General features: G+C 61.0%; 16 protein-coding genes and 1 tRNA gene. 9 read left to right on the top strand and 8 right to left on the bottom strand.

Annotated elements, in window-relative coordinates:
* The first annotated feature begins 66 nt into the window (after positions 1–66).
* From JKL48_RS17120 to JKL48_RS17085, 8 genes are all read left to right on the top strand, one after another.
* On the top strand, positions 67–387 hold the full coding sequence (locus JKL48_RS17120) for an ArsR/SmtB family transcription factor (protein ID WP_236668875.1): 321 nt from the start codon (positions 67–69) through the stop codon (positions 385–387).
* Positions 388–459: 72 nt separating this feature from the next.
* Positions 460–1,278: a sulfite exporter TauE/SafE family protein gene (locus JKL48_RS17115; protein ID WP_201985152.1), complete on the top strand. Its 819-nt coding sequence runs from the start codon at positions 460–462 to the stop codon at positions 1,276–1,278.
* Between the two features lie 53 nt (positions 1,279–1,331).
* Positions 1,332–2,687: an MBL fold metallo-hydrolase gene (locus JKL48_RS17110; RefSeq protein WP_201985150.1), complete on the top strand. Its 1,356-nt coding sequence runs from the start codon at positions 1,332–1,334 to the stop codon at positions 2,685–2,687.
* A 165-nt stretch (positions 2,688–2,852) separates the two neighbouring features.
* Positions 2,853–3,419, top strand: coding sequence for a YeeE/YedE family protein (locus tag JKL48_RS17105; RefSeq protein ID WP_201985235.1), 567 nt, complete (start codon positions 2,853–2,855; stop codon positions 3,417–3,419).
* 9 nt (positions 3,420–3,428) lie between these two features.
* The gene (locus tag JKL48_RS17100) at positions 3,429–3,839 is read left to right on the top strand and encodes a DUF6691 family protein (protein ID WP_201985148.1); all 411 of its coding nucleotides are present in this window, start codon (positions 3,429–3,431) and stop codon (positions 3,837–3,839) included.
* A 91-nt stretch (positions 3,840–3,930) separates the two neighbouring features.
* Positions 3,931–4,977 (top strand): c-type cytochrome, encoded by a 1,047-nt coding sequence (locus tag JKL48_RS17095; protein ID WP_201985146.1) that lies wholly within the window; start codon positions 3,931–3,933, stop codon positions 4,975–4,977.
* A gap of 70 nt (positions 4,978–5,047) precedes the next feature.
* Positions 5,048–5,560, top strand: a complete 513-nt coding sequence (locus tag JKL48_RS17090; RefSeq protein ID WP_201985143.1) for a DsrE family protein — start codon at positions 5,048–5,050, stop codon at positions 5,558–5,560.
* A gap of 28 nt (positions 5,561–5,588) precedes the next feature.
* A complete protein-coding gene (locus JKL48_RS17085; protein ID WP_201985140.1) occupies positions 5,589–6,884 on the top strand; it encodes an MFS transporter in 1,296 nt (431 codons plus the stop codon).
* A gap of 78 nt (positions 6,885–6,962) precedes the next feature.
* On the opposite strand, the gene JKL48_RS17080 is transcribed toward JKL48_RS17085, so the two are convergent.
* From JKL48_RS17080 to JKL48_RS17045, 8 genes are all read right to left on the bottom strand, one after another.
* A tRNA-Asn gene (locus JKL48_RS17080) sits at positions 6,963–7,036 on the bottom strand.
* A gap of 111 nt (positions 7,037–7,147) precedes the next feature.
* Positions 7,148–7,633 carry a Rieske (2Fe-2S) protein gene (locus JKL48_RS17075; protein ID WP_201985138.1) on the bottom strand — a complete coding sequence of 162 codons (486 nt, stop codon included), beginning with the start codon at positions 7,631–7,633 and terminating at the stop codon, positions 7,148–7,150.
* Positions 7,634–7,728: 95 nt separating this feature from the next.
* Positions 7,729–8,700, bottom strand: a complete 972-nt coding sequence (ftsY, locus tag JKL48_RS17070) for a signal recognition particle-docking protein FtsY (RefSeq protein ID WP_201985136.1) — start codon at positions 8,698–8,700, stop codon at positions 7,729–7,731.
* Positions 8,701–8,888: 188 nt separating this feature from the next.
* A complete protein-coding gene (locus JKL48_RS17065; protein WP_201985134.1) occupies positions 8,889–9,053 on the bottom strand; it encodes a DUF4295 domain-containing protein in 165 nt (54 codons plus the stop codon).
* Between the two features lie 8 nt (positions 9,054–9,061).
* Positions 9,062–9,244 (bottom strand): 50S ribosomal protein L33, encoded by a 183-nt coding sequence (rpmG, locus tag JKL48_RS17060; RefSeq protein WP_035567317.1) that lies wholly within the window; start codon positions 9,242–9,244, stop codon positions 9,062–9,064.
* A gap of 249 nt (positions 9,245–9,493) precedes the next feature.
* Positions 9,494–11,170, bottom strand: coding sequence for an aminopeptidase P N-terminal domain-containing protein (locus tag JKL48_RS17055; protein ID WP_201985132.1), 1,677 nt, complete (start codon positions 11,168–11,170; stop codon positions 9,494–9,496).
* Positions 11,171–11,511: 341 nt separating this feature from the next.
* Positions 11,512–11,751: a 50S ribosomal protein L28 gene (rpmB, locus tag JKL48_RS17050; protein WP_044003635.1), complete on the bottom strand. Its 240-nt coding sequence runs from the start codon at positions 11,749–11,751 to the stop codon at positions 11,512–11,514.
* Between the two features lie 84 nt (positions 11,752–11,835).
* Positions 11,836–12,018: a DUF5522 domain-containing protein gene (locus JKL48_RS17045; RefSeq protein WP_201985124.1), complete on the bottom strand. Its 183-nt coding sequence runs from the start codon at positions 12,016–12,018 to the stop codon at positions 11,836–11,838.
* A 78-nt stretch (positions 12,019–12,096) separates the two neighbouring features.
* Here JKL48_RS17045 and JKL48_RS17040 point away from each other — a divergent pair, with 78 nt between their 5' ends.
* Positions 12,097–12,603, top strand: a complete 507-nt coding sequence (locus tag JKL48_RS17040) for a hypothetical protein (protein WP_201985121.1) — start codon at positions 12,097–12,099, stop codon at positions 12,601–12,603.
* The last annotated feature ends 61 nt before the right edge of the window (positions 12,604–12,664 follow it).

Below are 12,664 nucleotides of genomic sequence, written 5' to 3'. Positions count from 1 at the left end.
TTGCTGGAACAAATATAGCCATTACATTTGTATGCATGAACAAATGTTCATAAGTTTGTATCAGTTATGACCGCAACCACCGCTCCCTCCGTCGACATGGGCCTATCCGTTGAGAAAATGGAGAAAGTGGCCTTCATCCTCAAAACCACGGCCCACCCCACGCGCATCGCCATCGTGCAGCTGCTGGCGGCCAACGACAGCCTGTCGGTGTCTGACATCAGCGAGCGGTTGAACGTGGAGCAAAGCCTCCTCTCCCACCACCTCACGGGCATGAAGCTTAAGGGCATTCTGAGCAGCACCCGCGACGGTAAAAACATTTACTACGCCCTGAAAATGCGCGAAGTCATCGACGTGATTCAGTGCCTGGCGGCGTGCACCTTTCTGTAAGGGCACCCGGCTTTTTTTGGTGCAATACATGAACAACCCATCATAACTTCATACGTCCCCTTCCCACCCGCTATGCTGCACTACTTCGGCTACTTCGCCGCCATTTTCATTGGCCTTTCGCTGGGCATCATGGGCGGGGGCGGCTCCATCCTCACGGTGCCCGTGCTGGTGTATTTGATGGGCGTGAGCCCGGTGCTGAGCACAGCGTATTCGCTGTTTGTGGTGGGCAGCACATCGGTGGTGGGGGCCTCGGGCTACTTCCGAAAGGGGCTGGTTTCGCTGCGCACGGCGGTGGTGTTTCTCATGCCGTCGCTGCTGGCGGTGTTTGCCGTGCGCAAGGTGCTGATGCCCGCCATTCCGCACGTGCTGTTCACGGCGGGCCGCATCGTTTTTACCAAAGATTTGCTGGTGCTGGTGGCGTTTGCCGTGCTGATGGTGGCGGCCGCCACCTCGATGATTCGCAGCAAGCAGGCCGAAGAGGTGCTGGACGAAGAGCTGCATTTTCCGCACGCGTTCAACTACCCGCTCATTCTCACCATTGGCCTGGTGGTGGGCACGCTCACGGGCTTTGTGGGCGCAGGTGGCGGCTTCCTCATCATTCCGGCGCTGGTGCTGGGCGCGCGCCTGCCCATGAAACTGGCCGTGGGCACCTCGCTGGCCATCATTGCCCTGAACTCGCTCATCGGCTTCAGCGGCGACCTCAGCGCGGGCACGCCCATAGCCTGGACCTTTTTACTTGGTTTTCTGGCCTTTGCGCTGGGCGGCATCGTGCTGGGCACCTACCTGGCGCGCTTCATTCCGGGGGCCAAGCTGAAGCCCGCTTTCGGCTGGTTCACCCTGGCCATGGGCTCCTTTATTCTGGCCAAAGAGCTGCTGTTTCACCACGGTTAATTTCCCGTCCCCGCTTTCTCACCCCGTTCTTTCACCTTTTTCCGTCGCTTCCCATGAAAATCGAACAGTTTGAAGACAAGGGCCTGGCCCACTTCTCCTACGCCATTCTGAGCGAGTGCGCCCGCGAAATCGTCCTCATCGACCCCGCCCGCAACCCACAGCCCTACGACGACTACGCCAAGGCAAATGACGCCAAAATCGTGAGCGTTATCGAAACCCATCCGCACGCCGATTTTGTGAGCAGCCACTTGGAAATTGCCCAAGCCACCGGGGCTGTCATCCGCGTGAGCCAGCTACTGGGGGCTGATTACAAGCACCAGGCGTTTGACGAGGGCGATGCCTTCACCGTGGGCAAGCTCACCTTCCGTGCCTTGAATACGCCCGGCCACTCGCCCGATTCCATCAGCATCGTGCTCAGCCGCGCGGGCAAGGACGTGGCCGTATTCACCGGCGACACGCTGTTTATCGGCGACGTGGGTCGGCCCGACCTGCGCGAAAAGGCCGGCAACATCCAGGCCAAGCGCGAGGAGCTGGCGGCCCAGCTGTACCACAGCACCCGCGAGAAGCTGATGGCCCTGGCCGACGACGTGCTGGTGTACCCAGCCCACGGCGCGGGCAGTCTCTGCGGCAAGGCCTTGAGCGGGGCCAACAGCAGCACCATCGGGGCCGAGAAAGTCGGCAACCCCATGTTGCGTCCCATGAGCGAGGCGGATTTCGTGCACGAGCTATTGGCCGACCAGCCGTTCATCCCCAAATACTTCGGCCACGACGTGGCCCTGAACAAGGCCGGCGCGCCCGCCTACGCGCCCAGCGTGCAGCAGGTGCAGCGCCTGGCCCCCGGCGCCGCGCTGGAAGCCGATGCCCTGGTGGTAGATGCCCGGCCCGAAGCCGAATTCAAAAAAGGCCACGCAGCAGGAGCCATCAACATCCAGCAGGGCGGCAAGTTCGAAACCTGGCTGGGCTCCATTGTGGGCCCCGAAGAGTCGTTCTACCTCATCGCGGCCGACGAGGCCACGCTGGAAGACCTGATTCGGAAAACGGCTAAAATTGGCTACGAGCCGCTAATTAAGGGCGCACTAGTGGGCACGCCCGCCACCGAGGCCACCATGCCGGCGCTGGACGTGCACCAGTTCCGCCTGCACCCGGGCAACTACACCATTGTGGACATTCGCAACCCCGTGGAATACCGCGACGAGCCCATTTTTGATGGCTCACTCAGCATTCCGCTACCGGAGCTCCGTGAGCGCGCCGGCGAGATTCCGACTGATAAACCGGTGGTGGTGCATTGCGCGGGCGGCTACCGCTCGGCGGCCGGCAGCAGCATTGTGGCCACGGCCCTGCCCGGCACTGAGGTACTGGATTTGAGCGAAGCGGTGAAGTCCTTTCAGCCAGCCGTGACGGCGCACTAAGCGCGTAGTGTTTCCTTGTAAAACGTCACGCAAAGCGAGGTCATCGCGCCCGACTCCAACGTTGAGCAGCGCATTGCGCAACTGCACCCCACCAAGCCCACCTACGTGCACTGCTGGAATGGGACCCGCTCACTACCATTAATTAACTTCCGGAATCCCGAATCTATCGTCATGCTTGAACTCCTGCAAAAGCCCTGGCCCTGGTACGTGGCGGGCCCCCTGATTGGACTGACCGTGCCCGCGCTGCTGCTTGTGGGCAACAAGGCGCTGGGCATCAGCAGCTCGCTGCGCCATGTGTGCGCGGCGTGCCTGCCGGCCGGCATCCCGTTTCTAACCTACAACTGGCGGGCCGAAGCCTGGAACCTGGTGTTTGTGCTGGGCGTGGCGCTGGGCGGGTTCATCGGCTACCGGGTGCTGGGCCACCCGGCCGTCGTCGGCATCTCGGCCGAAACGGTGCGCGACCTGAAAGCCCAAATGCACCTCACCGACTTCAGCGGCCTGCTCCCGCGCGAGCTCTTCGCCCTCGAGAACCTGGCCAACTGGAAAGGGTGGTTTTTTCTGGTGCTTGGCGGCTTTCTGGTCGGCTTCGGCACGCGCTACGCCGGCGGCTGCACCTCGGGGCACGCCATTTCGGGCCTGTCGAACCTGCAATGGGTGTCGCTGGTAGCCACCATCGGCTTTTTTGCCGGCGGCCTGGTGATGACCTGGCTGGTGTATCCGTTATTATTTTAATCTGACCCGGTGAAATACTTCAAATACCTGGTGCTGGGCACCCTGTTCGGCATTATCCTGACCAAAAGCGAAGTCATCAGCTGGTTCCGGATTCAGGAAATGTTCCGTTTCCAGGCTTTCCACATGTACGGGGTTATCGGCTCGGCCATTGCGGTGGGCCTGATTTCCATTCAGCTTATCAAGCGCAACCGCCTGCGGACCATCGATGGCGAGCCCATTGCCATTGTCGACAAGCAATACAACCACGGCGTCTGGATTGGCGGCTTCATTTTCGGCCTCGGCTGGGCCATCACCGGGGCCTGCCCCGGCCCGTTGTTTGCGCAGCTGGGCAGTGGCGTGGGCGCGGCAGCGGTGATGATTCTGGCGGCGCTGGCCGGCACCTGGACCTACAGCGCCTTGCGCGAAAAGCTGCCCCACTGAGCTGCTGTGCCCGCCGCAGTACGATTACGGCATTGGGAAATCACCCGTAAATTACCACATGGCCCTTTGCGCCTAAACCCACGCCTGCCCTATGAAGCCCACGGACGAACGGGTGCAGCTGCTGCCCCGCCTGGTGCGCCTGCTCATGTTGCTGACAGCGGCCGTGGTGCTGGTCGTTGCGGTGGTCGTCGTGCGGCTGTATGGCCCGCGCCCCGTGCCCGTGGTGTTGGAAGACGAAGCCACCGAAGGCCCGCCTCCGGCCGGGAGCTACCACCGCCCGGCCACCCCGGCCCCGGACACGGCCACCCTTCCGCGCACCGCCGCCGGCCGCCAGATTCGCTACGGGCGAGAGCTGATTGCCCACACAGCCCGGTATTTGGGGCCCCAAGGCTCGGTGGCACACCTCACCAATGGCATGAATTGCCAAAACTGCCACTTGCAGGGCGGCACCCAGGGCTTCGCCAACAATTACCTGGCCGTGGCCGCCACTTACCCCAAGTGGCGGGCTCGGTCGGGCACGGTTGAAGGCATTGAAAAACGCGTGGCCGATTGCATGAAGCGCAGCCTCAACGGCCGGGCCGTGCCCGACAGCAGCCGCGAGATGCGCGCCATTGTGGCCTACATCAAGTGGCTGGGCCAGGACTTTCCCAAAGGCAAGAAGGTGTACGGCACGGGCTTTATGACGCTGCCCTACCTCGACCGGGCCGCCAACCCGCTGATTGGCAAAGCCGTGTTTGCCGCCAAGTGCCAGCGCTGCCACGGCCCCGCGGGCCAGGGCCAGAAGCTGGCCGACAACGCCGGCTACCAATACCCGCCGCTGTGGGGGCCGCATAGCTACAACGACGGCGCGGGCCTGTTTCGGGTGTCGAACCTGGCTAAGTACGTGAAAGCAGCCATGCCCTTCGGAGCTACCTTCGACCACCCGCAGCTCACCGACGCGCAGGCTTGGGACGTGGCAGCCTTCGTGAACTCGCAACCACGCCCGCACCTGGCCACGCCGCACGACTGGCCCGATATCGGCCAGAAGCCCGTGGACCATCCTTTCGGACCTTACCCAGACTCTTTCTCCGAGAAGCAACACAAGTTTGGCCCGTACCAACCCATTGAGGCAGCGCACCCGCAGCTGACTACCCGCTAACTTCCGCCGATTTATACCTCATTTTTCTTCCTTGCTCATGTCAAATTTCTGTGCCCGACTGCTCGCCTGCATGGCATTGCTGCTCGTTGCCGGGCCCGGCGTTAGCCTCGCCCAAACCACACTGCCCGCCGCACCCGCAGCCACCGCTCCGGCCACCCCGGCGCCAGCTCTCACCCCGCCCAATGCTGCCTATGCGGCCAAAGCTGCCAGCTACGTGGGCGCGCCGGCCACCAAAGGCCACTACCGCGCCGTGTACCAGCTCGACAGCAACGACCCCAAGCTCATCAACCAGACGCTGCACAACATGAAAAACGCCCTCGAAGACCCGCGCCTGAAAGGCAAGCTGGAGCTGGAGCTGGTGGTGTTCAGCGGCGGCACTGTCGTGTTCAAAAAAGACCAACCCTACGAGGCCGACGTGCTGGCGTTGCAGCAGGCGGGCGTCGTTCTGGCGCAGTGCGCCAATTCGATGAAAGCATACAAGCTTACCAAGGACGACCTGCTGCCCTATATCTCGGTGGTGCCCACCGGCAACGGCGAATTGATTATTCGGCAAACGGAGGGCTGGGTGCTGGTACACCCATAGCCAAACCTTTCCCACACCCACACCCCTAATGAACACTCCTCAACTCGGCCTACGCGAAAACTGGCGGCAATTCAGCCTGTTGGTGCTCATCAATGCCTTTGTGGGCGGCATGGTGGGGCTGGAGCGCAGCATCCTACCCCGGCTGGCCGAGCAGGAGTTTCATTTGGTAGCCCGCTCGGCCATTCTGTCCTTCATCGTCGTTTTTGGCCTCACCAAAGCCGCAGCCAATTACTACGCAGGAGCCTGGGCCAACCAGGTTGGTCGCAAAAATCTGCTGGTTATCGGCTGGCTCTTTGGGCTACCCGTGCCGCTCCTGCTGCTCTGGGCCCCAAGTTGGGGCTGGGTCATTGCCGCCAACGTGCTGCTCGGCCTAAACCAAGGTCTGGCCTGGTCGAGCACGGTGGTGATGAAAATTGACCTCGTCGGGCCCAGGCAGCGCGGCCTGGCCATGGGCCTGAACGAGTCGGCCGGTTACCTGGCCGTGGCCGCCACAGCCCTTGCCTCGGGCTGGCTAGCCACCGAATACGGCCTGCGGCCATACCCTTTCTACTTGGGCATTGGCCTGGCGGTGCTGGGCCTGCTGGGCTCGTTGCTGGTGCGCGACACTCGCCACCACGTGGGCCTAGAGGCTGCACAAGCCCCCGCTACACCCGATGGTCCGCTCCTTTCCTTCTGGGACGTGACGTGGCGGCACCCGAACCTGGGTTCCGTCACGCAGGCCGGGCTGGTGAATAACCTGAACGACGGCATGGTGTGGGGCCTGCTTCCGCTGCTGCTAGCCAGCAAGGGCTTCACGCTGACGCAAATTGGCACCGTGGCGGCCGTGTATCCGGCCGTGTGGGGCCTGGGCCAGCTCATCACCGGCCCGCTGGCCGACCGGCTTTGCAAAAAAGACCTGCTCTTCTGGGGCATGCTGCTGCAGGGCGCGGTGCTGCTGGCCATGCTATTCACCGGTGCTTACCCAATGTTTCTGCTGCTGGCGGCCATACTAGGCGCAGGCACCGCATTGGTGTACCCCACGTTTCTCGCGGCCGTTGCCGAATACGCACCGCTTGCGCAACGGGCGCACAGCTTGGGCATCTTCCGCTTCTGGCGCGACGCAGGCTACGCCATCGGGGCCCTGCTCACCGGCGTACTGGCCGATGCGTTTGGCCTAGCAGCAGCGCTGGCAGCTATCGGAGGCCTCACGGTGCTTTCGTCCCTCGTCATCCGGCAACGCATGTACTGCTTGCCAGCAATTACCCCAGTGAAAAAAATGACCAAAACTGGTGAGAGTGGCTTTGCTAATCCCAGTCTGCGCTTGTGTTCTGCTGCAATTGGCTAATGCCATCCTAGCAAAGAATTAGCTGACGTCGAAAAACAAAGAAGCCCGCCGGTTATCGGCGGGCTTCTTGTCTTGTAGCGCTCCCTCCTGGGCTCGAACCAGGGACCCTCTGATTAACAGTCAGATGCTCTAACCGGCTGAGCTAAGGAAGCTTTTTTCTAGTCCGAAACCCGGTTGTTGTTGTTTCGGAGTGCAAACTTACGACCTTCTCCAAAAAGGCGCAAGCCTGCAACACATTTTTTTCAAAAAAATTGACAGCCGCCTCAATTGGTGATGCTAAGCAAATTGCCTTGTACGCTGACACTGTATTGTTTGAGTGGCAAGGGGCTGGGGCCACCGGTTATTTGACCCCGCAAATCAAATTGTGAGTTACAGCACGAATCACGCATAAACAACTTCGAATTGCGGTCCAGGCTGACCAATGCACAGGCATTGTAAGGTTGATAGGGACAGTTGCGTTCGAAGGCCAGATACGAACCGGCACTCTGCCGAACCACGATGACGCCCTTTACGCCGCCGTTGCCGGCCGGGCCACTTACGGGTAAGGTAACGGCACCGTTATCGAAGCGCAGGTTGACGTATTGCTGGTTGGTGAGGTTGAGGCTGAGGTTTACCGGCGCGTAGGGAATGGCTGGCTGGTCGTTGTTCTTGCTGCCACAGGCAGCGGCGGCTAGCAGGGCGCAAAAACCAACAGGCAGAACGAGACGACGCATAACGGACGGCATTAACTGATGCAATAATAACGGCAAACCAACCTTACGAAAGTTCCCACCTACGCCCCAGCACGCGAAGAGGCCCACGGGCGAAGTACCCGCCATCTCCGGCAAACGCCAGACGGCGGCGTTTATTTCTTAAACAACGAGTTCACGAAGGTGTGCCGGTCAAACAGTTGCAAGTCGGTCATCTTCTCCCCCACCCCAATGTAACGCACCGGAATGCTGAACTGGTCCGATATGCCGATAACCACGCCGCCGCGGGCGGTGCCGTCGAGCTTGGTGATGGCCAGGGCCGTGACTTCGGTGGCTTTGATGAATTCCTTGGCTTGCAAGAAAGCATTTTGGCCCGTGCTGCCGTCCAGCACCAGCAGCACCTCGTGAGGCGCGTCGGGAATCATCTTCTGCATCACGCGCTTGATTTTGCTCAGCTCGTTCATCAGGTTCACCTTGTTGTGCAGGCGGCCGGCCGTGTCGATGATGACCACGTCAGCGCCCATTTCCACGCCTTTTTTCACGGCGTCGAAGGCCACGGAGGCGGGGTCGGTGTTCATGCCGTGGCTTACCACGGGCACGCCCACGCGCTGCCCCCAGATGATGAGCTGGTCCACGGCGGCGGCCCGGAAGGTATCGGCGGCGCCCAGCACCACCTTTTTGCCGGCCGAGTGGAAACGGTGGGCCAGCTTGCCGATAGTCGTGGTTTTGCCCACCCCGTTCACGCCCACCACCATAATGACGTAGGGTTGGCCGGTGCTGCCCGCGCTATCAAGCACGGCCATCGAACCCGATTTGTTGTCTTCCAACAGTGCCGCTATTTCTTCGCGCAGAATGCGGTCCAGCTCGCCGGTGCTCACGTATTTGTCGCGCGCCACGCGCGCCTCAATGCGGTCGATGACCTTCACCGTAGTTTCGATGCCCACGTCGGCGTGCACGAGCAGGCTTTCCAAATCGTCGAGCACGGCTTCGTCCACGGTGTTTTTGCCCACCACGGCCTTGCTCAACTGCTCAAAAAAGCTGGTTTTTGTTTTTTCCAGTCCGGCATCGAGCGAGGCTTGCTGCGTGCTGCTTTCCTTGTCCTTTTTAAAAAAATCGAAGAGGCCCATGAGGGGAAACTGTCATGCTGAGCCGGCGAAGCATCTTATCACGTTCGCGGCGCGGGGGGATGAGGGAAGGCTGACGAAAGGGGCCGTGAGTAGGATGCTTCCTTCGTCAGCATGACAGACGTATTACACGCAAAAAGTCCCACGAAGGTGGGACTTTTATACTTTAAACGAAGCCGGGGCGAGCAAACTTATTTGTTGCCGGTGGCCAGGTACTCCTGCACTTTGTCGAGGAGAATCATTTCCTCTTTGAAGGTGTAGGCACCCGTTTTCTCCGATTTCACGGCACGAATCACCTTGGCCCAGTTCTTGGCGTTCTCGGTGGTTTTCAGCGTAGCAACTACTTTCTTAGCCATTGTTCAGGTTATTTAATTTCCTTGTGAACGGTCATTTTCTTGAGGATGGGGTTGAATTTCTTCAACTCGATGCGCTCAGGGGTGTTCTTGCGGTTCTTGGTGGTGATGTAGCGCGAGGTGCCCGGCATCCCCGAGGTTTTATGCTCGGTGCATTCCATGATAACCTGCACCCGGTTTCCTTTCTTGGCCATCTCGACGGGGGTGTATGTTTTTGATTTTAGGACTGCAAAGGTACGGGGATTTTTGGCAATGGCAAAAAGTTATGTCGCAACTTTCAGTTGGAGAAGCAGAACGGCTGCTTAACGCACCACAAAAGGCGGTCCTGCTGAGCGCAGCCGAAGCATCTCTCCCGTGCAACTAATCGATTTTACTATTGCAGTAGAGATGCTTCGGCTGCGCTCAGCAGGACGTTTTGCGATTATCAATCTAAAAATACGCTGTCACTTCAGTTCCGGCAGCTTAAAGCCTTCCAGCGCGCTGGGTTCGGCCATGAGCTTCTCGATATCGGCCACGGTGCGGGGCGCTTCGGCCGAGAGGTTCTCGTAGCCCGTGGCCGTGATGAGGGCGTCGTCTTCGATGCGCACCCCGATGTTCCACCATTTCGGGTCGCAGGGCGAGCCGGCGGGGATGTAGATGCCGGGCTCGACGGTGATGACGTTGCCGGCCTGCAACGGGCCGCCGGGGCCGCGGTCGTGCACGTCGAGGCCCAGGTAGTGGCTGGCGCCGTGCGGGTAGTACCGGCGGAATTCTTCCTTTTTCTTGATGATGCCGAGCTTCAGCAAGCCCGCAGCCACCACTTCCTGGGTGGCTTTGTTGGGGGCATCAAAGCTGGCGCCGGGCTTGCAGGCGGCAAAGCCGGCCTCCTGGGCGGCCAGCACCAACTCGTAAATCTGGCGCTGGGCGGGGCCGAAGGTGCCGGAGGGCGGCGCGGTGCGCGTCACATCGGCGGAGTAGCCGTGGTACTCGGCGCCGCAATCCATGAGCACGAGGTCGTTGTCGAGGCGCTGGCGGTCGTTGGTTTCGTAGTGCAGGATGCAGCCGTTGGCCCCGCCGCCCACAATGCTGGGGTAGCCCTGAAACTCGGCGCCGTAGCGGCGGTACACGTACTCGTGCAGGCCCTGCACCTCCATTTCGCCCATGTCGGGGCGGAGCAGCTTCATCACCTCGCGCTGGCCCTGGGCGCTGATGCGAATGGCGCGGCGCAGCAACACTAGTTCCTCGGGAGTTTTGATGGCGCGCAGCTCGTCGAGCTTTTCGCCCAGCGTGGTGTCGTCGAGGCGGCCAACCGGGCGGGCGTTGATGGCGGCTTCGCGCTGGACATCGGTGGTAGCAGCCAGGTAAGCGCTGATGAGCGGCGACTTGGCCACGGCCGGGCTTTCCTGCGCCTGGCGCTTGAGGTATTCGGTCATGCGCTTGGCGTCGCCGCGGCCGTAGCGCCGCACAATGCTTTCCACGTTGCTCACGGCCGGGCTGTAGTCGGCGGGCACGCCGGACTGCTGTCGAAACGTGCCCACTAGGTTGTGCAAGTCGGCGGGGTTGCTGGCGTCGTCGCGCGTGTCCAGGGGCAAGTTGTCGAACAACACGTGCTCAAAATCAGCCCACGGCAAGCCGGCGGCCGCGAAGGCCTTGTTGTCGGCGGTGTATTGCAGGGCCAGCTCGGATTTGGCGCCGGCCGCGCCCAGCCGGCGGCCGGTCCACTGCTCGCGGGCGGGGTTGCGGGGCTGGGTGAAGAGGGCTTCCGTCACGCCGGGCTGCCCGCCCACGGTGCGCGGCTCCTTGAAGAGGAGCAGCACGGCATCGGGCTCGTCGTAGCCGGTGAGGTAATAAAAATCGGGGTTTTGGTGGTAGATGAAGTCCACGTCGTTGGCTCGGTTGCGCACCGGGGCGGCAAACACCACAGCCACGCTGTGCGCCGGCAGCTGCGCACGCAACAACTCCCGGCGTTGCTTATGAAAGGCAGGCGACAGGAAATTGGTGGGCCGGGCGGGGGCCGGATTCTCTACCAGCGGCTCGGGAATGGAGGTGGGTGCCTGGGCCCGGGCCGTGAAACCCGCCAACACCAGCCAGCTGCCGACAAGCACCGGAGAAAACAAGGAGAAGTGGAGTTGGAGCCGCATTAGAATCGAACTATTTTAAGGAAGTTGTTTAGGCCGTCGGTTCCGCCTGGTCCGACGGCGTAGGCGTCCGACCGGTGGCCGCCCGAACGAGGCGCCAACGGCCGTTGACCAACGACCGGTCGGACGCCTACGCCGGCGGACCGGCAAGCGAGACCCTTCCCAAACAGCTTTAAGAAGAATCAACCAATAGTGCAAGATAGCGGCAAACAAACAAAGCCAGCGCCGGTACCGTTGCCTGATGGAGGCAACGGTACCGGCGCTGGCTTGGCGTAGCACCTAGTGAGTATCGGTAGTGAGAAACCTAAAGCAGGTCTTACTACTTGCTACTCAGCACTAAAAAGCTAGTAAACGATGAAGCCCTGCTCCTTGGCCTTCTTCAGGACCGACATGATGCCGTTCTTGTTGATGGTGCGGATGGTGGAGGTAGCTACTTTCAGCGTCACCCAGGCGTCTTGCTCGGGGATGTAAAAGCGCTTTTTCTGCAGGTTCGGATAGAACTTGCGCTTGGTCTTGTTGTTAGCGTGCGAAACGTTGTTGCCAACGCGGGTACGCTTGCCGGTCAAATCACAAACACGGGCCATGATATCGGAGGTTAAGTAGTTACAAAGCAGGGAAACGGGCCGCAAATATCGGCAAAAGTCTGGCATTCACCAAACACCCCGCCCTTATTTCTGGCCGGATGCGCCCGGAGCGGGTGGTTTGGACCGAAATTTCCAGGGACAGTGGCGGCAACCGCTGCCGCAGCAACTGCCCCGGCGCAGGTGGTACTGCTCTGTAAAAACGAGATAGCCTTCGGGCGTGTGGTAAAAATCGCCGGGCTGGAGGGGCTGGGGAACGGGAGCAGGCATTGGGGAATCAAAGGTAGGACGAGGCACGTTGTGTGCATAACAAGTCGTATCTTGTGACAGCAATCTGCAATTCGTTCTATGAAAATGCCTACTGATTTTGCGCGGCCCTTGCTGCTTGGTGCCGCTTTTCTCCTGGCCTTGCCCACCATTGCGCAAGGTCCGGCGCCGGTGGTACTCACGGCCGCTACGGCCCCCGCCGGCGTGCGCCCGGCCCTGGCCCGCGATGCAACCGCGCTGGCCGACCCCGTGCGGGAGGCATTGCGCACGCTGCCACAGGCAAAGAAGAAGTTTCTGGCCGGGTTGCCTTCCGGCGACCAGTTTCTGCTCTCGGTGCGGGTGATTGCGACCGATACCAGCTTCCGCCAGGCATCGGCGAGGGTATTGGGATGGCACGGCAACACGGTGCAGGCCCTGCTGCTGCCCGGTCCCGACGCGGCCGATAAGGCGAAGCCCACGCCGGTGAGTTTCCCCGAAACCGCCGTGGTGGACTGGACCCTGCTACGCGCCAGCGGCCGTGAGGAAGGCAACTACGTAGGGCGCTACATCGATACCTCTCGGCAGCTCGAGAGTATGCCATTCCGGTAGGGCGCTCTTACTTGGCGGGCAGCAAAAGCGTAGTTTCGCGGGCACAACCCCTTTCCCACCT

The sequence above is a fragment of the Hymenobacter rubidus genome (assembly GCF_016734815.1).
In the GTDB taxonomy this organism is placed as follows: domain Bacteria; phylum Bacteroidota; class Bacteroidia; order Cytophagales; family Hymenobacteraceae; genus Hymenobacter; species Hymenobacter rubidus.
This window is presented reverse-complemented; position numbering and strand designations above follow the sequence as displayed.